Annotated in this window: 23 protein-coding genes and 1 pseudogene; 22 read left to right on the top strand and 2 right to left on the bottom strand. The window is 63.4% G+C overall.

Annotated elements, in window-relative coordinates; genetic code table 11:
* The first annotated feature begins 12 nt into the window (after positions 1 to 12).
* The 3 genes and pseudogenes from QF036_RS24920 to QF036_RS24930 all read left to right on the top strand — a co-directional run bounded on the left by QF036_RS24920 (position 13) and on the right by QF036_RS24930 (position 2,015).
* Complete coding sequence (locus tag QF036_RS24920) at positions 13 to 213, top strand: tautomerase family protein (RefSeq protein ID WP_307106428.1); 201 nt, start codon at positions 13 to 15, stop codon at positions 211 to 213.
* 60 nt (positions 214 to 273) lie between these two features.
* Positions 274 to 1,341: an LLM class flavin-dependent oxidoreductase gene (locus tag QF036_RS24925; protein WP_307106430.1), complete on the top strand. Its 1,068-nt coding sequence runs from the start codon at positions 274 to 276 to the stop codon at positions 1,339 to 1,341.
* A gap of 238 nt (positions 1,342 to 1,579) precedes the next feature.
* Positions 1,580 to 2,015, top strand: a pseudogene (locus tag QF036_RS24930) (DUF4913 domain-containing protein).
* Between the two features lie 203 nt (positions 2,016 to 2,218).
* Here QF036_RS24930 and QF036_RS24935 read toward each other — a convergent pair.
* The gene (locus QF036_RS24935; RefSeq protein WP_373460325.1) at positions 2,219 to 2,932 is read right to left on the bottom strand and encodes a recombinase family protein; all 714 of its coding nucleotides are present in this window, start codon (positions 2,930 to 2,932) and stop codon (positions 2,219 to 2,221) included.
* Positions 2,933 to 3,827: 895 nt separating this feature from the next.
* Positions 3,828 to 4,886 carry a LacI family DNA-binding transcriptional regulator gene (locus QF036_RS24940; protein ID WP_307106431.1) on the bottom strand — a complete coding sequence of 353 codons (1,059 nt, stop codon included), beginning with the start codon at positions 4,884 to 4,886 and terminating at the stop codon, positions 3,828 to 3,830.
* Between the two features lie 183 nt (positions 4,887 to 5,069).
* Here QF036_RS24940 and QF036_RS24945 point away from each other — a divergent pair, with 183 nt between their 5' ends.
* From QF036_RS24945 to QF036_RS25035, 19 genes are all read left to right on the top strand, one after another.
* Entirely contained in the window at positions 5,070 to 6,158 is a 1,089-nt protein-coding gene (locus QF036_RS24945) for a mandelate racemase/muconate lactonizing enzyme family protein (protein WP_307106433.1), read from the top strand.
* Positions 6,155 to 7,495: an MFS transporter gene (locus QF036_RS24950; protein ID WP_307106435.1), complete on the top strand. Its 1,341-nt coding sequence runs from the start codon at positions 6,155 to 6,157 to the stop codon at positions 7,493 to 7,495. The genes QF036_RS24945 and QF036_RS24950 overlap by 4 nt, the downstream gene beginning before the upstream one ends.
* Before the next feature lie 12 nt (positions 7,496 to 7,507).
* The gene (locus tag QF036_RS24955; RefSeq protein WP_307106437.1) at positions 7,508 to 8,482 is read left to right on the top strand and encodes a C-terminal binding protein; all 975 of its coding nucleotides are present in this window, start codon (positions 7,508 to 7,510) and stop codon (positions 8,480 to 8,482) included.
* Positions 8,479 to 9,609: a zinc-dependent alcohol dehydrogenase gene (locus tag QF036_RS24960; protein WP_307106439.1), complete on the top strand. Its 1,131-nt coding sequence runs from the start codon at positions 8,479 to 8,481 to the stop codon at positions 9,607 to 9,609. The genes QF036_RS24955 and QF036_RS24960 overlap by 4 nt, the downstream gene beginning before the upstream one ends.
* On the top strand, positions 9,606 to 10,367 hold the full coding sequence (locus QF036_RS24965; protein ID WP_307106441.1) for an SDR family oxidoreductase: 762 nt from the start codon (positions 9,606 to 9,608) through the stop codon (positions 10,365 to 10,367). Before QF036_RS24960 ends, QF036_RS24965 begins: the two co-directional genes overlap by 4 nt.
* Complete coding sequence (locus QF036_RS24970; protein WP_307106443.1) at positions 10,364 to 11,053, top strand: bifunctional 4-hydroxy-2-oxoglutarate aldolase/2-dehydro-3-deoxy-phosphogluconate aldolase; 690 nt, start codon at positions 10,364 to 10,366, stop codon at positions 11,051 to 11,053. The genes QF036_RS24965 and QF036_RS24970 overlap by 4 nt, the downstream gene beginning before the upstream one ends.
* Complete coding sequence (locus QF036_RS24975; protein ID WP_307106445.1) at positions 11,050 to 12,030, top strand: sugar kinase; 981 nt, start codon at positions 11,050 to 11,052, stop codon at positions 12,028 to 12,030. Before QF036_RS24970 ends, QF036_RS24975 begins: the two co-directional genes overlap by 4 nt.
* A gap of 146 nt (positions 12,031 to 12,176) precedes the next feature.
* Complete coding sequence (locus QF036_RS24980) at positions 12,177 to 13,247, top strand: ABC transporter substrate-binding protein (RefSeq protein WP_307106447.1); 1,071 nt, start codon at positions 12,177 to 12,179, stop codon at positions 13,245 to 13,247.
* Positions 13,248 to 13,309: 62 nt separating this feature from the next.
* Positions 13,310 to 14,908 carry a sugar ABC transporter ATP-binding protein gene (locus QF036_RS24985; protein ID WP_307106448.1) on the top strand — a complete coding sequence of 533 codons (1,599 nt, stop codon included), beginning with the start codon at positions 13,310 to 13,312 and terminating at the stop codon, positions 14,906 to 14,908.
* Positions 14,905 to 15,897 carry an ABC transporter permease gene (locus QF036_RS24990; protein WP_307106450.1) on the top strand — a complete coding sequence of 331 codons (993 nt, stop codon included), beginning with the start codon at positions 14,905 to 14,907 and terminating at the stop codon, positions 15,895 to 15,897. The genes QF036_RS24985 and QF036_RS24990 overlap by 4 nt, the downstream gene beginning before the upstream one ends.
* Positions 15,894 to 16,880 carry an ABC transporter permease gene (locus QF036_RS24995; protein WP_307106452.1) on the top strand — a complete coding sequence of 329 codons (987 nt, stop codon included), beginning with the start codon at positions 15,894 to 15,896 and terminating at the stop codon, positions 16,878 to 16,880. The genes QF036_RS24990 and QF036_RS24995 overlap by 4 nt, the downstream gene beginning before the upstream one ends.
* 84 nt (positions 16,881 to 16,964) lie before the next feature.
* Positions 16,965 to 17,744 (top strand): glucose 1-dehydrogenase, encoded by a 780-nt coding sequence (locus QF036_RS25000; protein ID WP_307106454.1) that lies wholly within the window; start codon positions 16,965 to 16,967, stop codon positions 17,742 to 17,744.
* Between the two features lie 70 nt (positions 17,745 to 17,814).
* Positions 17,815 to 19,296, top strand: coding sequence for an aldehyde dehydrogenase (aldA, locus tag QF036_RS25005; protein WP_307106456.1), 1,482 nt, complete (start codon positions 17,815 to 17,817; stop codon positions 19,294 to 19,296).
* 976 nt (positions 19,297 to 20,272) lie between these two features.
* Positions 20,273 to 20,476 carry a hypothetical protein gene (locus QF036_RS25010; RefSeq protein WP_307106458.1) on the top strand — a complete coding sequence of 68 codons (204 nt, stop codon included), beginning with the start codon at positions 20,273 to 20,275 and terminating at the stop codon, positions 20,474 to 20,476.
* Positions 20,477 to 20,574: 98 nt separating this feature from the next.
* Complete coding sequence (locus tag QF036_RS25015) at positions 20,575 to 20,883, top strand: TetR-like C-terminal domain-containing protein (RefSeq protein ID WP_307106459.1); 309 nt, start codon at positions 20,575 to 20,577, stop codon at positions 20,881 to 20,883.
* A gap of 111 nt (positions 20,884 to 20,994) precedes the next feature.
* Complete coding sequence (locus QF036_RS25020) at positions 20,995 to 21,474, top strand: carboxymuconolactone decarboxylase family protein (protein ID WP_307106461.1); 480 nt, start codon at positions 20,995 to 20,997, stop codon at positions 21,472 to 21,474.
* Positions 21,475 to 21,827: 353 nt separating this feature from the next.
* Positions 21,828 to 23,558, top strand: coding sequence for an L-aspartate oxidase (locus QF036_RS25025; RefSeq protein WP_307106463.1), 1,731 nt, complete (start codon positions 21,828 to 21,830; stop codon positions 23,556 to 23,558).
* Between the two features lie 186 nt (positions 23,559 to 23,744).
* A complete protein-coding gene (gene pdhA, locus QF036_RS25030; protein WP_307106465.1) occupies positions 23,745 to 24,914 on the top strand; it encodes a pyruvate dehydrogenase (acetyl-transferring) E1 component subunit alpha in 1,170 nt (389 codons plus the stop codon).
* Entirely contained in the window at positions 24,911 to 25,903 is a 993-nt protein-coding gene (locus tag QF036_RS25035; protein WP_307106467.1) for an alpha-ketoacid dehydrogenase subunit beta, read from the top strand. Before pdhA ends, QF036_RS25035 begins: the two co-directional genes overlap by 4 nt.
* Positions 25,904 to 25,914 lie beyond the last annotated feature (11 nt).

Consider the following 25,914-nt stretch of genomic DNA (forward strand, 5'->3'; position numbering starts at 1 on the left):
GGAGCTGACCCAATGCCTCTTATCGAAGTGTCCATCGCCCGGGGCCGGAGCCCCGAGCAGCTCCGCTCGCTCATCAACGAGCTGCACCTGGCCGCAGAAAAGGCTGTGGGGGCTGTATCTGAAAACACCACCGTCATCGTCCGCGAAGTCGAACACGAGCACTGGTCCCGCGGCAACCAAACCATCGCCGAACGCAACGCGGCTGCCACCTAGGCAGGCTGTAGCCACAAATTTACGCGCAGGCGAACATCGCCGCAGAACGAAGGAGTAACAATGCGCTTTTCCCTCTTCGTCCACATGGAACGATGGGACGATTCCGTCTCCTACCAGGAATGCTTCGAGAACCTGACGGAACTTACCCTCATCGCGGAGGCCGGCGGCTTCAGTACCGTCTGGATCGGCGAGCACCACTCCATGGAATACACCATCTCACCGAGCCCCATGCCCCAGCTGGCCTACCTGGCGGCGCGGACCTCGAAAATTCGCCTCGGCGCGGGAACCATCATCGCGCCCTTCTGGAACCCGCTCCGGGTAGCGGGGGAGTGCGCGCTCCTGGACGTCATCAGCAACGGCCGGATGGAAGTGGGCCTGGCCCGCGGCGCCTACCAGTTCGAATTTGACCGGATGATGGGCGGAATGTCCGCGGTCGACGGCGGCAAGCACCTCCGCGAGCTCGTCCCGGCAGTCCGCGCCCTCTGGGAAGGCGACTATGAGCACAACGGGGAGGTGTGGCAGTTCCCCACCTCCACCAGCATCCCCAAGCCCGTCCAAAAGCCGAACCCGCCGATGTGGATCGCCGCCCGCGACATCTCCTCGCACGAGTTCGCCGTCGCCAATGGCTGCAACGTCATGGTCACGCCCCTGATGAAGGGCGACGAAGAGGTCGAGGACCTGGCACGGAAGTTCGACACCGCCGTGGAGAAAAACCCCGGTGTGCCCCGCCCCGACCTCATGGTCCTGCGGCACACGCACGTCCATTCCGCGGACGAGCCCGAGGGCTGGCGCCGGCCTGCCGAAGGCATCAACAAGTTCTACCGCACGTTCGACGCCTGGTTCGGCAACAAGACCACTCCGGTGAACGGTTTCCTCGAGCCCAGCCCTGAAGAGAAGTTCGCCGAAAGGCCCGAGTTCACCCCGGAGTCCCTCCACAAGACTGCCATGATCGGCACGCCCGCTGAAGTCATCGAACGCCTCCGTCGCTACGAAGAACTCGGGGTCACCGAATTCAGCGTCTGGTCCGACAACAGCCTCACCCACGAGGAAAAGAAGCGCTCACTGGAACTCTTCATCGAGCACGTCGTACCTGCTTTCCAGGAGCAGCCCGCCGCTGCGGCACGATAGATCCTCCTTCAACGGACGTTGAATAGGCGGCCGACCCACTGCTTGGGCCGGTCGCCTTTCTGCACCACACCGTGTTTCAGCGGCTTCAGTTGGCTGCGTCCGGCTAGTACACCGGCCCCCACAAGGACGCAGTAGAGGCATCCATCGAAAAGTACAGCCCCCGACCGGAGGAAGAGGCAGTGCCGGCCGCTGCCGCCGCTGCTGCCAATCCCTGGGTAACCGGGTAGGAGACTCCATCATGTCCATCAATATCGGCCGCTTCAGTGAAGCCCCCGGACCCGTGGCAGAAGAACCGGCTGCTACGGCCCGTGAAGACCAAAAACCGCGGGAACTGGTCTACGGCTCAGCCGAGGAGTTCCTGCACGAACAACTCCTGCCCACGTACGTCCGGGACCTTGACGGGCGCGCCGCAAGATGGTGCATCGAGTCGTACTTCCACCCCGAAGCCGTCTCCCGTATAGAAGCGCTGTGGCGGGCCTGGGAACATCTCAGGCTAGACGGAGCCACAGGCATCAGTGTCTGGTGGCGGGATCACGCAGACCACCACATGAACGTGCTCCTGGACGCGCGGCCCGTTCTACAAATGCGACATGCAAAAACACCGGGACCCCGAACACCTCGAGCCACAACGCGCACCGGCAGGATGGTTCCCTGATGTACGGCTCCAGGGCTAAGTGATGAGATGCCAGTGGGGGCGGTCCAATGGGACCGCACCTACCTTTGAGGTGTCAGGTTGAGCTTCTGAGACTTCGGCTGCGAGGTGTCAATAAACCAGGTGTGACTGTTAACGGGGAGTGGCGCTCAAGTCGCAGTTCAACTTGGCGGTTTTCACACTGTCGGCCAGGTTGACTGAGCTCTTTGGCGGACCGGGACGCTGTTAGTCCTTGAGAGCTCGGGACCGTCTATGAAAGGTCGCTCGAGACATTCCGAAATCGCGGGCAACCTGCGCGGCAGGTTGCCCGCCTTGGACCAAGCGGACAGCGCTTCGAATCTGGCGGTCAGTCACCCGGCGGGGTCGGGCACCCAGGGCCCTTCCGGCTTCTCTGCGTTTGCTGATGGAATCAGTGACGCGTTCGCGTTTGATCTCGTGTTCCATTTGCGCGAGAGCGGCCATGATCGTGAAAAGCATCGACCCCATGGGTGTTGCCGTGTCGACGTCACCCCCGCCGAGGTTCAATACAGGCAGTCCGGCGCCTCGACCGCGGAGTTCTTCGGCGAAGGCAAGCATGTTTTGGGTGGACCGCCCAAGCCGGTCCAGCGTCGTGATAACGAGGGTGTCTCCGTCAATCAGCGCGTCGAGTGCCTCGAACTGAGGTCGTGAGGCGTGTGCTCCCGATACACCCCGACAACGTAGAGGTCCTCGCGGCGGACGCCAGAAGGTCCGCTTGCTGCCGGTCCGTGGACTGCTGCCGCGTGGAAAGGCGGCCATCGGGAGGTGGGGCGGCTGGAGCGGGGAGCCCCGGCCCGGGCCACACGGCAACAGGTAGGGACTCCCCGGACAGGGCGGCTCTTGGGGGAAAGCCGCACCGCCAGCGATAAACCTACCGTGCATGACAGGACGTCGTTTGCTCCAGACAGGGATTCCAGTCATTCTTGAGCCAATCTTGAGCGTGGCCTCATGGTGTCCGGTAAAAGACTCTCAGTACGGCTCCGCTGCCATGCACGAGCCACCGACCAATGGCGGGTCGGATATCCAGGCCGGACCCGGAGGCCCGGGCAGCGACGGTTTCCGTCTGGATGATCCAGGCTGGCCAAACCCAGAGAGGGACGGCCGAGCAGGTATCCCTGCCCGGCCCTCATCCCTGATTGTATGACGGCCGCGAGTTCCTTCTCGGTTTCGATGCCTTCGGGGGCCAGGACGGCCCCGATTTCCCAGGCCACCGCTTGGAAAGGGACATCAACCGATCAAGATGGCGAGGCCGCTGAGCTACACGTGTTTTACCGCCCGGCCAAAAACAAAAGGAGCCGGTATCAGCCAAAGTCCGGGTGGTATACCGCTGGCGCAGCAGAATTTCCTTGCCAGCGGCGTATCGGCAGGGCAGATCCCCTCACCACTGAAGCTGGGAGGAGTACAAGAAGGAATTCCGGGGCGCTGCCGACGAGGCCAGGGCATACGCCTTTCTCGCCTCCGCTATTTCAAATGGACGGTGGTTAACCGTCAATTACTCGTTCTAGCGGCAGGGGGTGGATTGGGAACAGCCTTGGCGTCGTGGGCAACTTGGGGATCAGATAAAACGGGTCAGTATGCGGCACTTCTGTCAGCCGTGCTTAGCGTCTTCGGCCTGCGCTTCTCGCTAGTCAGCGATCAAGTGTGGGAGGAGCGCGCTACAGCCTACCGTGAGTTTGCCGAAGCGGAAGAAGTAGACCCCGGCGAAGCGCTCTTATCCGGTTCTTGGGTGGAAAACGCAAGTGGATAGACCGTTTCCAGCGGTAGACCGATGTGGAGGCAGTCGATGTCGACGATGTGCCGTCATGCGCGTCGCGCTTCAGGCCAGAAGCGACTGCTCCGGGTTCATCCGGGCGGTTGATTTTCGCGTTACAACCTGCGGATCGGACGGGATGATCAGATCCGCCGGAAGCCCACCGTTGAGCTGGTCGCAGAGGGCATTGACGGCTGTTCTTCCGAGTTCTACCAGAGGCATCGCGATTGTTGTGAGCGGGGGTTGGAGGTAGTCGGCAAGCGGCAGATCGTCGTAAGAGATCACCGAAATTCGTTCAGGTACGTTCAGTCCGAGCTCGCGCAAGGCATGGAGGGCGCCGATGGCCTGGTTCAATGTGCTGGTGTACACAGCTGTCACTTCCGGATGATGCTTGACGAGCCGAAGGGTTGCTTCATAGCCCCCTTTTTCACTGAAATCACCGTATTCGACCGAGGGATCGGGCAATCCCGCCTCCCGTGCCGCGTGCATCAACCCAATCCGCCGGCTCTGGCCCGGACTGAGCACCTCAGGTCCGGAGACGTGTCCGAGATGGCGGTGTCCCAGTTCCCGAAGATGCGAAACAGCGCAGGCACTGGCGGCTTCGAGGTTCATGATGATGTTGCGTCCAGAGCCGCTCACGGAACGGTTGACGAAAAGGTACGGGATATCGGTCTGGGGCAGCATGTTCAGCAGGGGATGCTCCGGCCGGGCGGAGGCGATGAGGAGCCCGTCCACCCGTCCGGACGCGACCAGGTCGGCAAACTGTTCATCGACGCCTTCTTCGGCAGTATCTTCGGCGAGCAACAGCGCATAGCCGCGGGTGCGGGCCTGGAAACAGGCGCCGCGGGTGATCCGTGAGTACACCGGGTTGGTCAGGTCCGGAATCAGGAGTGCCAAGGCCCGGGTGCGGGACCCGGCCAGGGCACGGGCGCCTACGTGGGGCTGGTAGCCGAGTTTCTTCGCCGATTCCAAGACCCGCAGCCGAGTCTCATCCCGGACCGACAGCGTCGCGTCGTTATTCAAAACCCGGGAAGCAACGGACTTCGTCACACCAGCCAACTCCGCGACGTCAATAAGCCTGGACCGTCCGGAATGCGCCGCCATGGTCTTCACATCGTCCCCCACAGTGCTCCTTCTCATGTCAGAAATCTGGTCCGGATGACCTGCTTCACTGAATGCTCTTGACACGCCGTTTATCAACATACTAGCTTGAGCTCAGCAAAAAAACCGGTTTTCTTAGGGTCTTTGGCGCTTTCGCTCAGGCTCTGCGGGTTTTTGGAAGCCGTTTCCAAAGTTCAAGGAGGAACCATGGCAAAAATCGAAAGTGTCAGGACGGATCTGTACAGAATCCCTTTGGCGCAGGCGCTGACGGACAGCACGCACGGGGTGATGCTGGACTTCGAGCTGATCACCGTGCGGGTCACCGACAGTGACGGGGCCGTCGGGCTCGGCTACACCTATACGGTCAATGACGGCGGGGCTGCGGTGGCCGTGATGATTGAGCGTTACCTGACGCCCAAGCTGCAGGGACGGGACGCGGACCACACCGAAAGGATCTGGCAGGACCTGTGGTGGACGCTGCACTACGCCGGGCGGGGCGGGCACGCGACCTCGGCGATTTCCGCGATCGACATTGCCCTCTGGGACCTGAAAGGACGCCGGCTTGGTGAGCCGCTCTGGCGGCTTTTCGGCGGGTTCGACCCCAGGGTGCCGGTCTACGCCGGCGGTATCGACCTGGAATTGAGCACCGATGACCTGCTGCGGCAGGCGGACCGGTTCCAGGAGCAAGGCTTCCGTGCGATCAAGATGAAGGTCGGCCGGCCCAACCTGAACGAGGACCTGGAACGCGTAGCCGCGATGCGCTCTCACCTGGGCGATAACTTCCCGCTGATGGTGGACGCGAACATGAAATGGAGCGCCGACGAGGCCATCCGCGCTGCTCGGGCCCTGGCGGAGTACAACCTGGTCTGGATCGAGGAGCCCACGATTCCCGATGACGTGGCCGGGTACGCCCGGATCCTGCGTGACGGCGGGCAGCCGATCGCCGGCGGCGAGAACCTGCACACCCTGTACGAATTCCAGCAGGCCATTACTGCCGGAGCGCTCTCCTTCCCGGAACCGGATGTCAGCAACTGCGGCGGTTACACCACCTTCCGGAAAATCTGCTCCCTGGCCGAGGCGCACAACCTGCCCGTCACCTCCCACGGCGTGCACGACCTGACGGTTCAGGCCTTGGCGGCCGCACCGAACCGCACCTACATGGAAGCCCACGGCTTCGGTCTGGACGCGTATCTGGCCAACCCGATGCGCATTGAGGACGGCTTCGCGATCGCCCCCGAACTGCCCGGGCACGGCGTAGACCTGGACTTCTCCGCCCTGGAAGCAGTCCGGGCGTGAGCACCGCGACGCAGGACCGGGCCAGATTCGCCCGCAAACCCATTCGCGGTATCAGGTGGCGGGTCCTGGGCGCCAACGCCGCGGTTCTGATGCTCAACTACGGCGACCGGGCAGCCCTGGGCGTCGCCGCGCCGCTGATCATCAGCGAATTCGGCCTAAGCACCGGAACGATGGGCATCATCCTGGGCGCCTTCGCGTTCACCTACGCCCCGGCCTGCTTCGCCGGCGGGGCGCTGGCGGACAAGTACGGGCCGCGCAAGACGATGGCCATCGCTGCCGCCTGGTGGTCGCTGTGCACGGCCTTGACCGCGCTGTGCTTTAGCTTCATGACCTTCTTCATCCAGCGGCTGCTGTTCGGCGCCGGCGAGGGTCCCCAGGGTGCGGTCACAGCCCGCACGATGGCCAACTGGTTCCCCAAGCGCGAATACGCCACTGCAATGGGCCTGACCTTCGCGGCCAACCCGCTCGGCGCAGCCCTGGGCATCCCCGTGGTGACCGGGCTGCTGGTGCTCTCCAACAACAACTGGCGGGTTCCGTTCATCGTCCTGGGCGCCGTCGGCCTGATCATCGCCGCCTGGTGGTATTGGATCATCCGTGACAAACCCTCCCTGCATCCCCGGATTTCTGATCAGGAACTGGCGCTGATCACCACCACCGACGCCCAAACCCGTGACCTGGCCACCGAGAGTGTCCCCCCGCTGCGCTTCTATCTGCGACAGCCCGCGGTCATAGCCAACGCGGTTGCCTTCTTCGGCTTCAGCTGGCTGCTGTTCATGTTCCTGTCCTGGTACCCGCTGTTCCTGGTCCAGACGCAGAACATCAGCCTCTCGAGCCTCGCCTGGGCCGGCTCCCTTCCCTGGGTCGCAGGGTCCATCGGAACCGCCCTCGGCGGTATCCTCTCGGACCGTCTCGCCCGCCGCTCGAACGCCCCGTTCCGGGTCAGGAAATGGATGACCGGGTTCTTCCTGGCCCTCAGCGGCGCCCTGTGCATCCCGCTGGCGGCGGTGAACTCCCTGGGCTTGGCCGTCGGCCTGTTCTCGGTCGTGTTGCTGCTGCTGTACCTAGCCAACGTGCAGTTCTTCGCCATCGTGCGCGACTTTGTCCACCCGGCACGGCTGGGCGGCGTCACCGGATTCGTGCACTTCTGCGCCAACCTCGCCGGCGTCATCGCCCCGATCGTCACCGGCTTCCTGATCCAGGACCTCGGCTCCTGGACGGGCGCGTTCGGACTCGCCGCCGGCCTGGCCATCACCGGAGCCGTCGCCCTGATCCTGGTCAAATCCCCCGTGGCAGGCGCCAAAGACACGCCCTCCGTCAATGCCACGGCCTTGAAATAAGAGGTCTGAGACATGGAAACGCCCATCCGAATCGTCATCACCGACTGCGACCACGACTCCACCGCCATCGAACGGGCCGTCGCCGCAGAACGCGGCGTCGAGCTCATCCTGGCCCAATGCCGCACCGAGGAGGAGGTCATCGCCGCCGCGGCGGACGCAGACGCGCTCGTCGTGCAGTACGCCCCCATCACCGCCAAGGTCCTGGGTGCCCTGCCCCGGCTCAAGGCCATCGGCCGCTACGGCGTTGGGGTCGACACCGTGGACGTGCCGGCAGCAACATCTCGGAACGTCGCGGTGTGTAACGTACCCGACTACGGAACCGAAGATGTCAGCGACCACGCCATCGCCCTGGCACTGACCCTGGCCCGCGGCACCGCCCGCTTCGACCGCAGGATGCGCAGGGGTGAACACGAGATCGGTCCGGTCCAGCCGCTGCACCGGATCAACACCCGGACCTTCGGCGTGCTCGGGCTCGGCCTGATCGGCTCCGCCACCGCCCGGAAGGCCAAAGGTCTCGGCTATGCCGTCATCGGTGCCGACCCGGCACTGGCGCCCGGGACCCGGACCGAAGACGGCGTGGACGTCGTCGGCTTCGACGAGCTCCTGTCGCGCTCCGACGTCGTGTCCCTCCACGTGCCCCTGACGGAGACAACCCGGCACCTGATCAACGCCGCGACTCTGTCCCGGATGAAGCCCGGGGCGGTGCTGGTCAACACCTGCCGCGGTGGCGTGGTGGACACCGCCGCCGTCGCCGCCGCCCTCACCTCCGGTCGGCTGCACGGTGCCGGACTGGACGTCTTCGAAGAGGAACCCCTCCCGCTGACCAGCCCGCTCCTGGGACTGGAGAACACCGTCCTGACCCCCCACGCTGCCTGGTACAGCGTCGAATCCTACGGCGAGCTCAAACGCCGCACGGTGGAGAACGTCATCGATGTGTGTACCGGCCGCGGGCCGCGCAACATCCTCAATCCGAAAGTACTGGCATGAAACCGCAGGAAGACACCATGAGCCAGACAGGCACCCTGAGCGGGACAGACACCGCGCACGAAACGGGGACGATGAGGGCCGCTGTCCTCACCGGCCCCGACACGATCGAGCATCGGCGCGTGCCGGTGCCGGAGGTTCCGGCGGGGTGGGCGCTGGTCCGCACCGAACTCACCGGCCTGTGCGGGACCGATTTCTCCATCCTTCACGGAACGCATCCGCGGGCGAAGACCCCGCTGATCATAGGCCACGAAATAACCGGCACCGTGGAAATCGCTGCAGCGACCGGCCCGGCCGCGGGGACCAGGGTCACGGTCGAGCCGTTGATCTCCTGCGGCACCTGCCCGCCCTGCGCGCACGGCAACACGCACGTGTGCCGCAACCTGCAGCTGTTCGGCATCGACGCCCCCGGTTCCCTCGCCGAATACGTGGCCCTGCCGGCACACGCATTGATCCCGGTCAAGGACACCGTGCCGGTGACCGAGGTCGCGCTGGCCGAACCCCTCGCCGTCGCCGTCCATGCCGTCGCCCGCTCGGGCATTTCCGGCGGTGAAACCATACTGGTCTTTGGTGCGGGCCCTATCGGCATCCTCACCGCGCTCGTTGCCCGGCACGCAGGGGCCAAGGAAATCCTGATCGCGGAACCCAGTGAGGAACGCCGCGAAGTCGCCGAACGGCTCGGTTTCGCCACCGTCCCCCAGGGCATGGACCCGGCCGAGACGGTTCTCGCCTTGACCGGCGGGAACGGAGCGGACATCGTCTTTGACTCCGCTGCCCACCCCTCCGTCGCCAGTATCGTGGCCAAAACCGTCCGGGTACTGGGCACCATCGTGCTGGTCGGTGTGTACAAGAAACCGGCCGAAATAGACCTGCAGGCGCTGACCTTCGGCGAAAACACGGTCCTCGGGGTGCGCGTCTACACCCGTGCCGACGTCGAACGCGCGGTCGAGCTGATCGAAAGCGACGCCCTGGGCCTGGGCCGGCTTCCGGTCGAGGTCTTCGGCCTGGAGGAAGCGGACCACGCCTTCGACAAGGCCATGTCTGCTGGCGGAGCCCTGAAAATCCTGATCAGCCCGGCACCCGCCACCGGCGGGCCCGGTTCCTATGACACCGCTGAGGATTCACGATGACGACACCGAACCCATTTGATCTGACCGGCCGGACCGCTGCCGTGACCGGGGCTTCCCGGGGCATCGGAGCCGCGATCGCCGCCGGCCTGCTGCGCGCCGGCGCCGACGTTGTCGCGATGCAGCGCAGCCCTGTGCCCTCCGATCTGGCAGCCGTGGCGGCGGACGCCGGCCGTACCCTGCGCCACGTGCCGATCGACCTCGGCAGCGAAACTTCCATCGCCGCCGCCATCGAAGACTCACAGGGCGGAGGATTCGTGGACATCCTGGTCAACAACGCCGGCACCCAGATCCGGCACGACTCCACCGAATTCCCGCTCAGCGACTTCGACACGGTGATGAACATCAACACCCGCGCGGTGTTTCAGCTCTGCCAGGGCTTCGCCCCGGCCATGCTCGAGCGGGGATACGGAAAGATCATCAACCTCGCATCACTGCTGACCTTCCAAGGAGGCTACCGGGTCCCCGCCTACGCTGCATCCAAGGGGGCCGTCGCCCAGCTGACCAAGGCCCTGTGCAACGAATGGGCACCCCGCGGCGTCAACGTCAACGCCGTCGCTCCCGGCTACTTCGCCACCGACATGAACGAGGCCCTGCTCGCCGACGAGGAACGGCGCGACCAGATCTCAGCCAGGATCCCGGCCGGGCGCTGGGGTGCTGCCGAGGACATCGCCGGGACCGTGGTCTTCCTCGCATCCGGCGCGGCTGACTACATCCACGGCGCCGTGCTGCCGGTGGACGGCGGGTGGATGGCCAGATGACCACCCGGACCGCCCGGCCCGCACCCTCGCCGGCCCTGCAACAGAACCCCATCGTCGCTGTCCTCCGCGCACACCACGCCCGCGACTACGCCCCGGTCATCGACGCCCTGCTCACCGGAGGGATCCGCTCCATCGAACTGACCCTCAGCACCGGCGGCGTCTTCGAGACCCTGCCCGGCCTCCTGGACAGGTTCGGCACCGACGCGGACATCGGCATCGGCACCATCACCACCCCTGAGGAGACGGCCCGCGCCCTCGACGGAGGCGCCTCCTTCGTCGTCACCCCGGTCACGGACACGGACATCGTTGCCGCCTGCGCCGCCCGCAATGTGCCCGTCTACCCGGGCGGGCTGACCCCCACGGAGCTACTGGCCGGCTGGAAGGCGGGAGCAACAGCGGTGAAAATATTCCCCGCCTCGACGGTCGGACCCTACTACCTCGCCCAGCTGCGCGGCCCCTTCCCGGACCTTGAGGTGATCCCCAGCGGGGGAGTAGGCATCCCCGAAGCGCCGGGGTGGATCACCGCCGGGGCCCTGGCCGTGAGCGTAGGCGGCCCGCTGCTGCAGGACGCCTTCACCGGAGGCGATGCGGCCGCTCTGGTTCGACGGGCACAACAGCTAACGGACACGGTCGCCCAAGCGGTATCAGCCCGGTCCGCCGGCGCGGCTGCAGGAGGAGCACGATGAGCAGCGGATTTGCTTCGCCGGCCAGCGGACAGGCAGCGTCAGAGGTCCTAACACTGGGCGAAACCATGGCCCTGATGAAAGCGGACACTCCCGGGCCGCTGGCCCACGCCGCATCCCTCAGCCTTGGCATCGGCGGCGCCGAAAGCAACGTCGCCATTGCCCTCCAACGCCTCGGCAGCACCGTGACCTGGGCCGGGCGTGTCGGCGCCGACAGCCTCGGCGACCTGGTGCTGCGCGAACTCCGCGCCGAAGGCCTCCACCTCGCCGCGACACGGGACGACACAGCCCCTACCGGACTGATGATCAAGGAACGGCGCACCCAGGACGCCCAGAAAGTCTGGTACTACCGCAGCGGCAGCGCCGGTTCCCGGCTGGCACCCGGCGACGTCCCGGCGGAGCAGATCGCAGCAGCCCGGCTGCTGCACATCACCGGGATCACCCTGGGCCTGTCCTCCTCGGCCGCAGACGCGATCGATTGCGCCATCGACTGCGCCAAGGAAGCCGGAACATTGGTCTCGTTCGACCTGAACTACCGCTCCGCCCTCTGGAAACATAAGGACGCCGGCAGCAGCTTCCGCAGGATCGCCGCGCAATCGGACATCGTCTTCGCAGGCGACGACGAAGCACCCATCATCGTCGCAGCAGGCACGCCGGCCGAACTCGCGCGGCGGATCAGCGACCTGGGCCCTTCACAGGTCATCATCAAGCGCGGAGCCGCGGGATGCCTCGCCCTGGTCAACGGAACGGAGTATGAGCAGCCTGCCATTCCGATCACCCCCGTTGACACCGTCGGTGCCGGTGACGCCTTCGTCGCTGGCTACCTCGCCGAACTCCTCGCCGGCCTGGCCGTTCCCGGCCGCCTGCTGACGGCAGTGAAAACCGGCGCCTTCGCCTGCCTTGTACCAGGAGACTGGGAAGGCATGCCCCGCCGCAGTGAATTGGCCCTCCTCGGCGCCCGCGAACCTGTATCCCGCTGAGTAAAAGACCACTGGACAAGACAGCGTAATCCATGTCACTCTGGAACCCAGAAAACCGGTTTTCCGATGGAGGGGAACCAGGTGCATGATCGGGCTGTCGGCCCGCAACATCCTCGACGGCGTCGTCGACTCACAGAAGGATCTCCATGAAGAACCAGCGCCGCTCTCTGCGGCTGGCAGCAGCGGCCGGTGTGATCGCCATTTCACTGGCCGGCTGCGCGAAACCCTTGCCCAAAGCAGAAATCGACACCTCCAGGCTGCAGGGCCAGACGGCCACCCAGGTCATCGAACGGACTTCCAGCCAGACCTGCATCAACCCCGCCCCAACTGGCAAGCCCCTGTCGGAGATGGTGGTGGGGTTCTCCCAGTCAGAGAACGAACAGAACCCCTTCCGGGCCTTGGAGACCGCATCCGTTAAGGCCGCCGTGGAGTCCAAGGTCAAGGGCTTTCGATACACCAATGCCAACAGCAGCCAAGCCAAGCAGCTCACCGACATCCTGTCCATGATCAATCAGGGCGTCGATGCCCTGGTCGTGGCCCCGATCAGCAGCACCGGGCTGCAGAGCGCCTTCGCGGCCGCCAAAGAGAAGGGAATACCGGTCGTCACCATCGACCGCAAGACCCAGGGCGAGCCGTGCACCGACTATCTGACGTTCCTTGGCTCCGACTTCTACCAGCAGGGAGTACGGGCCGCGCGTGCCATGGCGGACGCCACGGGCGGAACCGGGAGGGTCGCCGAAATCCAAGGCGCCCCCGGCAACGACGTCGCCACGATGCGCACCCGGGGGTTCCACGACGAACTGGCGAACCACCCGGGGATCCGGGTCCTCGCCCAGCAGACGGCCAACTGGGCCACCAGTGAAGCACAGCAGGTCACCGAACAGATCCTGGCAGCACGGCCGGACATCAACGGCATCTACACCCACAGCGACACCATGGCCCTGGGCGCCCTGACGGCGGTGCGCAACTACGGCAAAGCCGCAGGCGAGGACATCCACATCGTCTCCATCGACGGTACCCGCGACGCGGTCAAGTACGTGGCCGACGGAAAGATCCACGCGGTCGTGGAAACAAATCCACGCTTTGGCCCCGGCGCGCTCAAAGCCATCGAAGACTGGTTCGCCGGCCGGAAAATACCCGAGGAATCCATCATGAAAGATTCGCTCTTCACACACGAGAACGCCCAGCAAGCGGTGGATTCGGGGGCAGCGTACTAATGCATCCTTCGACAGCCTTCCCGGTCCCGCACGTCACCCTTTGACGAGAACGAGGTACAGCAATGCCAGTACGAGAGCTTCAACCGGTACTTGAGGCACGAAGCATCCGAAAGTCCTTCAACGGCGTCCATGCGCTCAAGGACGCCTCCCTGAAACTGTATCCGGGCGAAGTGCACGGACTGAACGGCGAGAACGGGGCCGGGAAATCCACGCTGATCAAGATCATCACCGGGTTTCACCAGCCCGACGGCGGGCAACTGCTGCTCAATGGCGACCAGGTTTCTTTCTCCAAGCCCCGTGATTCCCAGAACGCCGGGATCAGCACCGTCTACCAGGAAGTGAACCTGATCCCCGAACGCACCGTGGCAGAGAACATTTTTCTGGGCCGCGAGCCCCGCCGCGGAATGCTCCTGGACCGCCGCAGCACCCTGGAACAGGCGGCGGACATTCTGCGGCGCTATGACCTGAGGATCGACCCCAGGGCGAAGCTATCAACGCTGGGTCTGGGTATCCAGCAGATGATCGCCATTGTGCGGGCCGTTGCGGTCAACGCCAAGGTCGTGATCCTGGACGAACCGACGTCGGCGCTGAACGGGACCGAGACCGAGATCCTTTTCAGCATGATTCGCACCCTGCGCGCGGAAGGTGCGGCGATACTCTTCGTCAGCCACAGGATGTCCGAACTTTATGACCTCTGCGACCGGTTCACGGTGCTGCGCGACGGACGGTTCATCGCTGAGTCATCTCCCTCCCGCATGCCCCGCACTGAGCTGATTAACGCGATGCTTGGCGGGGTGAAACTGGATGAGCAGAGACGGGACCGGCATGAGGCCAAGGCCCGCACTGAGCGGCTCGCCCAGGCGCCTGTCGCACTCTCGGTGAGGAACCTGCACTGGAGCACCCGCGTCCAGGATGTCTCCTTTGACATCCACGAAGGAGAAATCCTCGGACTGCTCGGTTTGCTCGGGTCAGGCCGCACTGAGACCTGCAAGGCCATCTTCGGAGCAGCAAGGGCCGAAAAAGGTGAAGTGCTGGTCCACGGCCGGCCCCTCACGAAGGCAACCCCCGCCAGAGCGCTGCAGGCAGGAATCGCGTACCTGTCTGAAGACCGCAAGACCGAAGGCATTTTTCCCGGACTCAGCGTCAAAGAGAACATGACCGCCGCCATGCTCCGGCGGATCAGCCCCTTTGGATTCGTCCGCGCCGCAGAACAGGACAACACCCTCCGGAAATACTCCGCCGAGCTCAAAATCAAGGCGGCCGACCCTGACCAGGCTGCCTCGGAACTCTCCGGCGGAAACCAGCAAAAGGTCCTGCTGGCCCGCTGGCTCTCACTGGCCCCCAAAGTGGTCTTGCTGGACGATCCGACGCGCGGTATCGATGTCGGCGCCAAGGCAGAAGTACACAGGGTCATCCGGGCACTGGCTGACGACGGCATCGCGGTCCTGCTGACCTCCAGTGAAACAGAGGAGCTCCTCGCGCTCTCTGACCGCATGATCGTCCTCAGCGAAGGACATGTGACCGGCCAGGTGCATCCGCACGACGTCGAGTACGAAGACCTTCTGTCCCTGATGTCCGGACAAAACGCCGACGTAGGCAACCCGTCCGGGCCCGGGACAGCCGACGACAAAAACTCCGCAGCCATTGGAGGGAAACCATGACAGCCCAGACCCAGGCGCCGGTCCCGGCTGCCGCACGCGAAACACGTCCGGGGACGGCCCAAGCCCTCGCCTGGTCCCGCAGGAACACCGTTTATGTAGCCCTTGCAGCCCTCATGGCGTTCAACCTGATAGCGACCAGCGGCTTCGCCAACGTGTGGACGATCCAAAATCTCCTGTTCACCGCCGCACCGATCATCCTGATCGCGGTTGGACAGACCTTGGCCATCGGTACCGGCGGAATAGACCTTTCCGTCGGATCCGTCATGGCACTCGCCTCCGCGGTCATCGCCCAGTACCTGGGCTACGGGGAGCCGGCGGCGCTGCTCGCCGCGGTCGCCGCCGCGGGCCTCATCGGCGCCATCAACGGCTCCCTGATCACCTTTCTGCGCATCAATCCCCTGATCACCGGCCTGGGGCTGCTCGTGGCAGTCCGTGGCCTCGCCCAGGCGCTGACCGGAGGCGCACGCAGCGACCTGCCCTTTGAAGGCTTCTTCAGCTGGCTCGGAACCGCATCCGTCGCCGGCATCCCGGTAGTGGCGCTGGCCGCCGGCGGCATCGCCGTCGCCGTAGCGGTTGCCATCCGCCGCACCGCCTTTGGCCGCTATGCCCTGTTTGCCGGTTCCAACCGCACGGCAGCCTTTCTCGCCGGAACCCCGCGGCTCAGCACCCTGATGACGATCTACATCCTCAGTGCCGTGCTGGCCGGAATTGCCGGCGTGATGGTTTCGGACCGTATCGGCGCCTCGGACCCGAGCTTCATCGGCGTCAACTTCGAACTCACAGCCATCGCCGCTGTCGTGATCGGAGGCACACCCCTGGCCGGCGGAAAAATCTCCATACCCGGCGCGGTCGCGGCCGCAGTGTTCCTCCAGCTGATTGATACCACCTTCGTCATGCACGACCTCAACTTCGCCTTCGCCCAGATCCTCAAGGCGATTCTCATCGTCGCAGCGCTGTATCTGCAGCGTTCAGCTAAGGAGTCACGATGACCGCCACGGCATCCATCACCCCCGCCGGCACCGGCGTCCGGCCACGAAACCGGATCTTGGAACTGGCACAGTCCTACGGCGCGGCGGCGGTGCTACTGCTCATCTGCGCCATTACCGCTGTCTTCTCCCCGGCCTTCGCGTCCACCGGAAACCTCAGCGCCATCATCACAGCCGCGTGCTTCATGGGACTCATCACCGTGGGTCAAAGCTTCGTCCTGATTTCCGGCGGAATCGACCTGTCCGTCGGATCAATGGTCGGCCTGGGTACGGTGCTCGCCGCCATCGCCGCCCCCGCAGGCTTGCTCCCCGCGCTGCTGGCCCCGGTTATCGCCGGAGCCCTCGTAGGCCTGGTCAACGGGCTCCTGATCGGCAAGGCACGGATGGCACCATTCATTGTCACCCTCTCGGCCCTGCTCGCCGTCAAGGGGCTGGCCGTCGCACTGGCAGCCTCCAGCCTCACCATCGACCCGGCATCATCGTTCAACACCATCGCCAACGGCTCAGTCCTGGGCATCAACAACCTGATCTGGATCCTCATCCTGGCCTTCGCCGCGGCCGGCATCGTCCTGAACCGGACACGCTTCGGCTCCACGATATTCGCCCTTGGCGGCAACGAAGAAGCAGCGAAGATGCTGGGCGTGGATGTCGCGCGGGTCAAAACCCTGGTCTACGTCATCAGCGGCTCCCTCGCGGGACTGGCGGGAGCACTGCTCGCTTCACGGCTGTCAGCAGGGGTGGCCACGCTGGGGGCCGGCTACGAACTCCGGTCCATCGCCGCTGCCGTCATCGGCGGAGTGCTGCTCACCGGCGGCGTCGGAACGATGCTCGGCGCCCTCTGCGGCGTGCTCCTGCTCTCCGTCATCGACAACGTCATTAACCAGATCGGCACGCTCAACGCCTACTACCAGGACAGCATCACGGGCTTGTTCCTGGTCCTCGCCGTCGTCGTCCAGAGCACTCTCACCCGAAAACGCCGTTCCTGAACCCGCCCGGCCCGGCGCCACTCCCGAACTAAGCACCCGTCAAAACAAGCCAATCTAAACCACACCAGTAGAAGGAGAACCCTCATGGGAACGCTTGAGAACAAGATTGCCATTATCACCGGAGCCGCTTCCGGCATGGGCAAGGCCATGGCCCTGGGGTATGCCCGCGAAGGCGCCCACGTCGTGATCGCCGATCTAAACCTCGAGGGCGCCAATGCCGTAGCCGAAGAAATCAAACAGGCCGGCGGTTCAGCATCCGCCAAAGCCCTGAACGTGGCCAACCCGGAGGAATCCAAAGCCCTGGTCGAAGACGTTGTCAAAGAACACGGCCACCTAGACATCCTCGTCAACAACGCCGGCATCGGCCTGATCAAATCCGTCCAAGAAACCACTCCGCAGGAATGGGACCGGATCTTCAACGTCAACGTCAAGGGCCTCTTCTTCCTGACCCAGGCCGCCTGTGAACCGATGCGCAAACAGCGCAGCGGAAAAATCATCAGCATGGCCTCCATCGCCGGCCGCCGCGGCGAAGCCCTCGTCTCTGCCTACTGTGCCTCGAAGGCAACCGTCATCTCCATCACCCAGTCTGTGGCGATGGCCATGGCCCCCTACGGGGTGAACGTCAATGCCATGGCCCCGGGCATCGTCGATACCCCGTACTGGAAAGAAGTGGACAAGCAGTTCGGCGAAATCACCGGCAAGGCCGAAGGGGAGACATTCCAGGATGCAGCGCACGGCATCCCGCTCGGACGCACGTCCGTGGCCGACGATGTCGTACCCCTGGCCATCTTCCTGGCAAGTGCCGGCTCGGACTACATCACCGGCCAGACATACAACGTCGAAGGCGGCATGGTCATGAGCTAGCAGTTCCACCCTGCACGGCAGCCGGACCGGCGGGCTCTCCGCCACAACTGAACGACCCGAAAGGAATAACATGCCAGCGACTCTGCTAGGGGAGAAAGCACTCCTGGGCACCACACCGTCGATGTTCATCGGCGGTGAATGGATCACTACAGAGAACACCCGGCCAGTGGACAACCCGGCCACCGGCGAAATATTCACCGGTGTACCGGAAGCACAGACAGAACACATCGAACTCGCCCTCAACCGCGCCCGCGCAGCGCAGACGGAATGGGCCCGCCGGCCCCTGTCCGAGCGTGCCACCGTGCTCACGGAGATAGTCCGGCAGGTGGAAGACCATGCCGAAGAGCTGGCCCGGATCGTTGTTGCCGAACAGGGCAAAACGATTACCGAGGCCCGCGGGGAGATCGGAGGCGTCAAGGCCTTCTTCGACCACGCCCTGAGCCAGAAGTACCGCACAGTAGGGGAGTTGATGGCCACGTCTTCTCCCGGACAACAGCTGGCCATCCGGGAAGAACCGGTCGGTATTGTCGCGGCCATCATTCCCTGGAACTTTCCGGCAGCGATCTTCGCCCGCAAAGTCGCGCCCGCGCTGATGGCCGGCAACGCCATTGTGGTCAAGCCCAGCGAAGTCACACCCCTGTCCGCCCTGGCGATGGCTAAAATCTGCCAGCTCGCCGGCGTCCCGGACGGGCTGGTCAGCGTCGTTACCGGGCCCGGCCGTGTCATCGGCAAAGCCCTCGTCGAACATCCTCTGACCAACATGGTCACAGTGACAGGTTCGACACGCGCCGGCCGGGAAATATTGGCCCAGGCGTCAGAGAAAATCATCCCGGTCTCGCTCGAGCTCGGCGGAAAGGCCCCGGTCATCGTCTTTGATGACGCCAACCTCGAGCTCGCTGTGCAGCAGGCCTTTGAAGCACGGTTCTGGAACTGCGGCCAAGTCTGCACCTGCAACGAACGCACATATGTTCAGCGGGGCGTCTATGACGAGTTCGTCAGACGGTTTGTCGAGAAGGTCGCCGGCCTCAAGGTAGGCGACCCGACCGATGAGACGTCGCAGATGGGGCCCAAGGTGTCCGAGGCAGAACGGGACAAAGTCAGGGAGTTCGTTGAGGACGCCGTCAAGGCAGGGGCCAAAGTCGAGATCGGCGGCGGCATACCAGAGGGCATGGAAGACCAGGCAGGGTACTGGTTTGCCCCGACGGTGCTGACCAACGTCAATAACGATATGGATATCGTCCAGCAGGAAGTGTTCGGCCCGGTCCTGCCGATCATCCCCTTCGACAGCTATGAAGAAGTCATCGAATGGGCCAACTCCACCGTGTACGGACTTACCTCGCACGTCTACACAGAAAACATGCGCACAGCGATGAACGCCACCGACGACCTCGAATTCGGGGAAGTCTACATCAACAAAATCGGTCCCGAAGAAGTCCAGGGCTACCACACCGGCTGGAAACTCTCCGGCATGGGCGGTGACGACGGACAGCACGGGTTCGAACGCTACACCCGCCGGAAGACTGTCTACCTCGACTACGGGCTCCAGTCGTGACCGGCAAGAGCGGGCACTGAATCGGAAAACTTGGGCAAAATTCTTGCATCCCGTTCTCCGTGTACCAGGGAGGGCCGGGAGACCTCTTAGCCTCCCGTCCCGCGCTGAGTGGATGAACACAAAATTGCTCATTCATCAAGTGATCAATAGCCTGCCGCAGGCAACGAGGCTGCAAGGGAGAACCCCAATACCGTGACCGGGGTGCTGCCCCGCAACTGGACCCGGAGCGAACAATCTTCGGCACGGCAATCAAGCCGAAGACGTCCAAACTGAACGCCGATGACTGGGCCCTTCGTCCGGTTGTTCAGGAGGAGACCGCGTAGGGCACCAACCGGGTTACTGGTTCGGGCTTCCAATTGTCTCGGGTAGCGCGGCCGGGCCGTCCACCGTGGATAGCCCGGCCTCTCCCAAACCCTGCTGAGGGTGAACCCCAAGTGTTCTGAACCTGGGCGGCAGGAATGCCAGTACCGCCACCGGATTGGGAGCATGGTCTTCACAATGATGGCGGCTCTGGCACAGACGGAGGAGCCGAAGATCAAGCCGGATGATGCAACGACAGCGTCGGCAAGCGCCATGCAGCAGACGGGGGCCTGGTGGTTTCAGTGACCGCCAGGATGGCTTCCTCCGCCGCGTTCGCGTGCACCGGCCGCTTTAGCGCGGACACATGGCAGCACGGCCCATGGAACCGCGCGGGCCCATGGAAGCACACAAATTTTCAGCTCCATGGGGGCGCCGTCACAGACCGGTTCCGCTCGGACTAAGCCGTCCGCCGGTCCCCGCACTTAGCCCCACAGCGACGCACCTCATAAAATGAATACCGTTCATATAATGTGAGACGCTTTGCTTACGTGCCCGGTCTTTGGATCTGCAAGACAGAGAAGACCAATATGAGAGGCCCATACGGCCTATAAAGCCTTCGTCTGCAGCAGAGCCGATACCAACAACGCGATAAAGCCAACGGACACGAAGGAAGCAGATGGAAGCCCAGCCCAGCCAGAACTGGAACGACCTGATTGATCGTCACGTAGAAATCCGGAAAAACGGCCGAGTCGTGCGGACCGGACGGGTCGAGGCCGTCACCCATGCAGCAGATGCCCTCTGGCTCGAGGGCCACGGGTCTGACCTGCGTTCGATTTTTGAAAAGGCAGAAGGTTATTCAGCCATCCCCTTCTGCGACTAACGTGTTCCGAGATGGTGAACTTCCCGTCCGGCATGCTGAGGGCGAGTAATCCGTTGAACTTTTCCTCAGTCAGGCCCGCGAACTTCACCAAGCTTCACATGGGTTTTACATCAGTGACCTTTGCACACGCTTCCGGAGGGGTTCATGCTCGGCAGCTGACTGCGACGCTGCTGGGGGACCGTCGCGAGGGCTTCCTTACGGTTCTGCAGCGGGGGCGTGACCGGAGGCAGATCCGGCAGGACGCTGACCTGGAAACGGTGGTGGACGCCTTATACGGCGCCATCTACTATCGGCTCGTGGCCACCGGGGAGGTCATTGATGGCCCTTTCCTTCGTCACCTCAATGGCCTGGCCGTCCGAAGCTGCGCCACATCGGCTTACTTCCAGAAGCTGGCCGGACAAGGGTGAGACGTTCGGTGGCATTTCGTTCCATTTCTTCGCCCCTGGTATCCGGCCCAAATCATAGTTGAAGCAGCGCCGGAACAGACGCTGCAGGATTCAACAAAAGGACCGGAAGCCATGACCATCATCACAACTTCGGCGCGAACAAACGTTGGCACCCAGCACCCGGAGCTCTACAGCACACTTGCCAGCATGGCCGAAGCGTCGGACCAGGCCGCACTCGCCGAGGGCATCTCCCCGCTCCTGCTCGAACTCGTCAAGATCCGGGTGTCCCAGATCAATGGCTGCGCCTATTGCCTGCGGATCCACACGGCCGACTCCCTGGCCAAAGGCGAAACCCCTGAGCGCCTGGCAGTCCTGCCGGCATGGCGGGAAACACAGTACTTCGACGCGCAAGAAGGCGCAGCCCTGGGACTGGCTGAATATATCACCGGGATCAAGGATTCCCATGCCCACGCCGGCCTCTATGAAGCCGCCGCCGAGCAGCTGACCCCGGGGCAGCTGTCAGCCCTCATCTGGGTGGCCATCTCCATCAATTCGTTCAACCGGGTTGCCATCAGCAGCTCCTACAAGGTGGCGCCCGGCAGGCAGCGCTAAGCCGGCGCTACGTCGGCTGCCAGTGATCGGCGCCGGCGCCGGTTCCTGCGCAACCCCTAACCATGACTGGTCAGCCCTCGTCCTGAGAAATTCAGCTGGCGGGAGGCAGGACCTCACAATAAGTCCGTGCACGGTTGTACTTATTGAGTGCCCGAAGGAGGTTGCATACCCAAATCCTCGTGTAGGGCAACCCAGAGGCCAGGTTCCGTTGGTGATACTCGCAAGCCTTCCGGCTGCGCGCACGCCACCGATATACGCCTCCCTTTCAACGAAGTCATCGGGCCGGGATTCTACATATCGTCCTAGTCCTGTCACATAAAGCGGCCCCGCTAGCGGCCAAAAGGAGAAGCATCATGAACAGCAGAGAACGTCGTCTCGCGACTGGCGTCCTAGTCATCGGTACGGGTGGCTCTGGCCTCCGTGCGGCAATCGAGCTCGCCGAGGCCGGCGTCGATGTGATCGCCGTCGGAAAGCGGTCGCGTCTGGATGCGCATACATCATTAGCAGCTGGCGGTATCAACGCTGCCCTCGGAACTGAGGACCCTCTCGACTCTTGGCAGCAGCACGCCGCCGACACGATCAAAGAGAGCTACTTCCTCGCCAATCCACACACCGTGGAAGTCGTCACCAGCGGTGCGGAGGAAGGCATCCGAGATCTGGAAAGATACGGGATGTCATTCGCACGGACCGCGGATGGGCGCATCTCACAACGCTTCTTTGGAGCCCACACCTGGCGCCGCACCGCGTTCGCCGGAGACTACACCGGGCTAGAGATCCAACGTACACTCGTCTCCCGAGCTGAACAGCTAGAGGTACCCATCCTCGATGGCATCTACATCACCCGTCTCCTGGTCAACGACAACAGAGTATTCGGGGCGTACGGCTTCGACATCAACGATGGTACCCGTTACCTCATCCATGCTGATGCGATCATTCTCGCCGCCGGCGGCCACAACCGCATCTGGCGGCAAACAACTTCCCGTCGCGACGAAAACACCGGCGACTCGTTTCGCCTCGCTGTTGAGGCAGGCGCACGCCTGCGCGACGCCGAGCTCGTGCAGTTCCACCCCTCAGGGATTCTGGAGCCCGAAAATGCGGCAGGCACGCTGATATCCGAAGCCGCACGCGGAGAGGGGGGAATCCTGCGCAACGCACTTGGTGAACGCTTCATGGAACGCTACGACCCTGACCGAATGGAACTGTCCACCCGCGACCGCGTCGCACTCGCCGCATATACCGAGATTCAGGAGGGCCGCGGAACTGAAAAGGGCGGAGTCTGGCTGGACGTATCGCATCTCCCCCGCGAAACCATAATGCAACGGCTTCCGCGGGTTTATCAGACGATGCTGGAGTTGCAGATGCTCGACATCACGCGCGACCCAATCGAGATAGCCCCAACCGCTCACTATTCTATGGGTGGGGTCTGGGTGCGTCCCGAGGACCACGGCACGGATGTCGACGGACTTTACGCGATCGGTGAAGCGTCGAGTGGACTCCACGGAGCGAACCGGCTTGGCGGCAACTCACTCATCGAGCTCCTCGTCTACGGACGGATCGTGGGTCAGGCCGCGGCGAGCTACTCTGCCGGGCTGACCAATCACCGGCGGTCTTCAGCGGCAATAACAGAAGCGCGTGCTGAAGTTGACACCCTGCTTACCGCTGACGGCCGAGAGAACGTCCGAGTGCTCCAACGGGCGATCCGCAACACCATGACGAAGCATGCCGGTGTAGTCCGGGATGAGAAGGGCCTGATGGCCGGCCTGGACGAGATCAAACATATTGGTCAAAGGGTAGAGGACCTTGGAATCCACCCCGACATCGCCGGCTTCCAAGACCTCGCCCATGCATTCGACCTCAAGGCTTCCCTGATCGCGGCTCAAGCAACTTTGGAGTCTGCGCTGGAACGGCGCGAAACTCGAGGCTGCCACAACCGTAGCGACTATCCGGACTTAGACCCAAAGCTCCAAGTCAACCTCGTCTGGTCACCCACCACAGGTGTCGTCCGAGAAGATATTCCCCCTGTGCCTGATGAAATCGCCAAACTCATTCAGGACGTTTCAACCAACGGGAAGCTCGTCGAGTAGGGGCTTCGTTAATCGCTGAAGTGAACTTTATGTTTTGACGGCGGCCCGTAATGCGCTGATTAGAAAGTGCAGTTTAGACACCCAAGACTGTTGATGCTCAAGCGACCCCGCAACAGCCCCGCGCCCGCGAGCCGTCGCTCGATCCTCCCGCAGCTGTGGTTCGTCGAGGTGAGAAGGAGAATCTATATGTCCACGACTAGCAAGGCTCGCGCTCCGAAGAGCGCTGCCGTAAAGGTCACCACCGACAGCAGTCGCCCAGCATCATCGGTGCGCCGATCGTCAGTCGGACCGTTATTGCCTGGTGCCGTTCAGCCGGACGAGCTGTTGCTCGGCTTCTATCGGCAAATGGTGTTGATACGGCGTTTTGAAGAGCGTGCCGCCCGGGCATACACCGAGGCGAAGATCGGCGGCTACGCCCACTTGAATCTCGGGGAGGAGGCCACCGTCTCCGGCCTCATGGCCGCGACGCGGGCCGAGGACTACGTGTTTACAAATTACCGGGAGCACGGGTATGCCTTGGCGCGCGGCATCACGCCAGAGAGGGTTATGGCTGAGTTGTTTGGCCGCTCGGACGGTGTGTCGAAGGGGTGGGGTGGGTCAATGCATATGTTCGACATCGACTCCCGCTTCATGGGCGGGTACGGAATCGTCGGTGGCCAAGTACCGCTGGCGACCGGAGCCGCACTCGCGATCCACTACCGAAGCGGCTCGGAGGCTGTGGTGTGTTTGATGGGCGATGGGACGACGAATATTGGCGCATTTCATGAGTCGCTGAACATTGCCGCACTGTGGGATTTGCCCATAGTGTACGTTGTCATCAATAACGGGCTTGGTATGGGCACCACGGTGGAACAATCCTCTGCTGAGCCGGAGTTGTACAAGCGTGCCGTCGCTTATCGAATGGCTTCCGCCCGCGTTGACGGCAACGATCCAGTTGCCGTGCACGAGGCGGCCCAGACGGCGCTGGCCAGCGCCCGGGAGGGCAAACCATACCTGCTGGAAGCTGTGTCAGGCAGAATGAAGGGGCATTCGGTAGTCGACCCGGCCCGCTATCGCAGCCGCGAAGAGGCGGAGGCATTGAAGGCTGCAGATCCCCTCATCGCATACTCGGTACGCCTGCAGCAGCAGGGACTGCTGACCGATGACCTGATTGCACAAATCGAAACCCAGGCTAGGGATGCTGTCGCCGCTGCGGTCGAGTTTGCCGAGGCGAGCCCCCGCCCGGACGTGGCGACGCTGTTCAATTACACTTACGCCACGCCCGTGGCGAACGACTCTCGCCGGTTGCCAGGGGATGCCTTGTTCCCCACGCCTGCACGACCGAGCACGGATGGGTTCTCGGAGGTGACGGCGTGAGCGTGATCAGTTATCGGCAGGCCCTGCATGACGCGTTGCGTTCTGAAATGCTGCGCGACGAAGACGTTTTTCTGATCGGTGAGGAAATCGGCCTATTCGAAGGCTCCTACAAGATCACCGAAGGGCTCCTCGCTGAGTTTGGTCCCAAACGGGTCCGTGATACCCCCATCGCGGAGGAAGGATTCACCGGCGCCGCGATCGGCGCTGCGATGCTGGGTCTGCGGCCAGTGGTGGAGATCATGACGATCAACTTTTCGCTGCTGGCTCTGGATCAGATCGTTAACCACGCCGCGAAGATCTACGGCATGTTCGGTGGACAAGCTCGAGTCCCCCTTGTTATCCGCACCCCTGGTGGCGGTGGGCAGCAACTTGGTGCCACGCATTCGCAGAACATTGAACTCTACTATGCGTTTGTACCCGGTATGAAAGTCGTCGCTCCCTCAAGCCCAATGGATGCGAAGGCGCTCATGCTGGCCGCGATCCGCGACGATGACCCTGTGCTCGTCCTGGAAAACCTTGCCCTCTACAACACGACCGGCGAAGTCCCGGACGACATTGAACCGGCAGAGATCGGCAAGGCCGCCATTACCCGCGAAGGCAAAGACATCACGGTTGTCGCGTACTCTAGGATGGCCGCGGTCGCCCTCCAAGTCGCCGAACAACTCGCCGCCGAAGGGATCGATGCCGAAGTCGTTGACTTGCGCAGTCTCCGGCCCCTTGACCGCGATGCGATCATTACCTCTGTCAAGAAGACCAACTGCGCCGTCGTGCTCGAAGACGACTGGCTAACATACGGAATCGGCGCCGAGATCGCAGCGACCATCAGCGATGGCGCCTTCGACTGGCTTGACGCGCCCGTCCGCCGCGTAGCCATGGCTGAAGTTCCGATGCCCTACGCCAAGTCCTTGGAAACCGCCGCACTGCCCTCGGCAAACGATGCCAAGACTGCCATTCGTGAAACCCTTGACGCCGTTGCCCGGCGCCGCTGAGAGGAGCACAC

The organism is Arthrobacter globiformis (assembly GCF_030817195.1).
GTDB lineage: Bacteria > Actinomycetota > Actinomycetes > Actinomycetales > Micrococcaceae > Arthrobacter > Arthrobacter globiformis_D.

What these genes read in the sequence shown, in the direction of transcription:
- QF036_RS24920 (WP_307106428.1), top strand. Translation starts at nt 13, where the DNA reads ATGCCTCTTATCGAAGTGTCCATCGCCCGGGGCCGGAGCCCCGAGCAG.
- QF036_RS24925 (WP_307106430.1), top strand. Translation starts at nt 274, where the DNA reads ATGCGCTTTTCCCTCTTCGTCCACATGGAACGATGGGACGATTCCGTC.
- QF036_RS24935 (WP_373460325.1), bottom strand. Translation starts at nt 2,932, where the DNA reads ATGACTGGAATCCCTGTCTGGAGCAAACGACGTCCTGTCATGCACGGT.
- QF036_RS24945 (WP_307106433.1), top strand. Translation starts at nt 5,070, where the DNA reads ATGGCAAAAATCGAAAGTGTCAGGACGGATCTGTACAGAATCCCTTTG.
- QF036_RS24955 (WP_307106437.1), top strand. Translation starts at nt 7,508, where the DNA reads ATGGAAACGCCCATCCGAATCGTCATCACCGACTGCGACCACGACTCC.
- QF036_RS24960 (WP_307106439.1), top strand. Translation starts at nt 8,479, where the DNA reads ATGAAACCGCAGGAAGACACCATGAGCCAGACAGGCACCCTGAGCGGG.
- QF036_RS24965 (WP_307106441.1), top strand. Translation starts at nt 9,606, where the DNA reads ATGACGACACCGAACCCATTTGATCTGACCGGCCGGACCGCTGCCGTG.
- QF036_RS24970 (WP_307106443.1), top strand. Translation starts at nt 10,364, where the DNA reads ATGACCACCCGGACCGCCCGGCCCGCACCCTCGCCGGCCCTGCAACAG.
- QF036_RS24975 (WP_307106445.1), top strand. Translation starts at nt 11,050, where the DNA reads ATGAGCAGCGGATTTGCTTCGCCGGCCAGCGGACAGGCAGCGTCAGAG.
- QF036_RS24980 (WP_307106447.1), top strand. Translation starts at nt 12,177, where the DNA reads ATGAAGAACCAGCGCCGCTCTCTGCGGCTGGCAGCAGCGGCCGGTGTG.
- QF036_RS24985 (WP_307106448.1), top strand. Translation starts at nt 13,310, where the DNA reads ATGCCAGTACGAGAGCTTCAACCGGTACTTGAGGCACGAAGCATCCGA.
- QF036_RS24990 (WP_307106450.1), top strand. Translation starts at nt 14,905, where the DNA reads ATGACAGCCCAGACCCAGGCGCCGGTCCCGGCTGCCGCACGCGAAACA.
- QF036_RS24995 (WP_307106452.1), top strand. Translation starts at nt 15,894, where the DNA reads ATGACCGCCACGGCATCCATCACCCCCGCCGGCACCGGCGTCCGGCCA.
- QF036_RS25000 (WP_307106454.1), top strand. Translation starts at nt 16,965, where the DNA reads ATGGGAACGCTTGAGAACAAGATTGCCATTATCACCGGAGCCGCTTCC.
- aldA (WP_307106456.1), top strand. Translation starts at nt 17,815, where the DNA reads ATGCCAGCGACTCTGCTAGGGGAGAAAGCACTCCTGGGCACCACACCG.
- QF036_RS25010 (WP_307106458.1), top strand. Translation starts at nt 20,273, where the DNA reads ATGGAAGCCCAGCCCAGCCAGAACTGGAACGACCTGATTGATCGTCAC.
- QF036_RS25015 (WP_307106459.1), top strand. Translation starts at nt 20,575, where the DNA reads ATGGGTTTTACATCAGTGACCTTTGCACACGCTTCCGGAGGGGTTCAT.
- QF036_RS25020 (WP_307106461.1), top strand. Translation starts at nt 20,995, where the DNA reads ATGACCATCATCACAACTTCGGCGCGAACAAACGTTGGCACCCAGCAC.
- QF036_RS25025 (WP_307106463.1), top strand. Translation starts at nt 21,828, where the DNA reads ATGAACAGCAGAGAACGTCGTCTCGCGACTGGCGTCCTAGTCATCGGT.
- pdhA (WP_307106465.1), top strand. Translation starts at nt 23,745, where the DNA reads ATGTCCACGACTAGCAAGGCTCGCGCTCCGAAGAGCGCTGCCGTAAAG.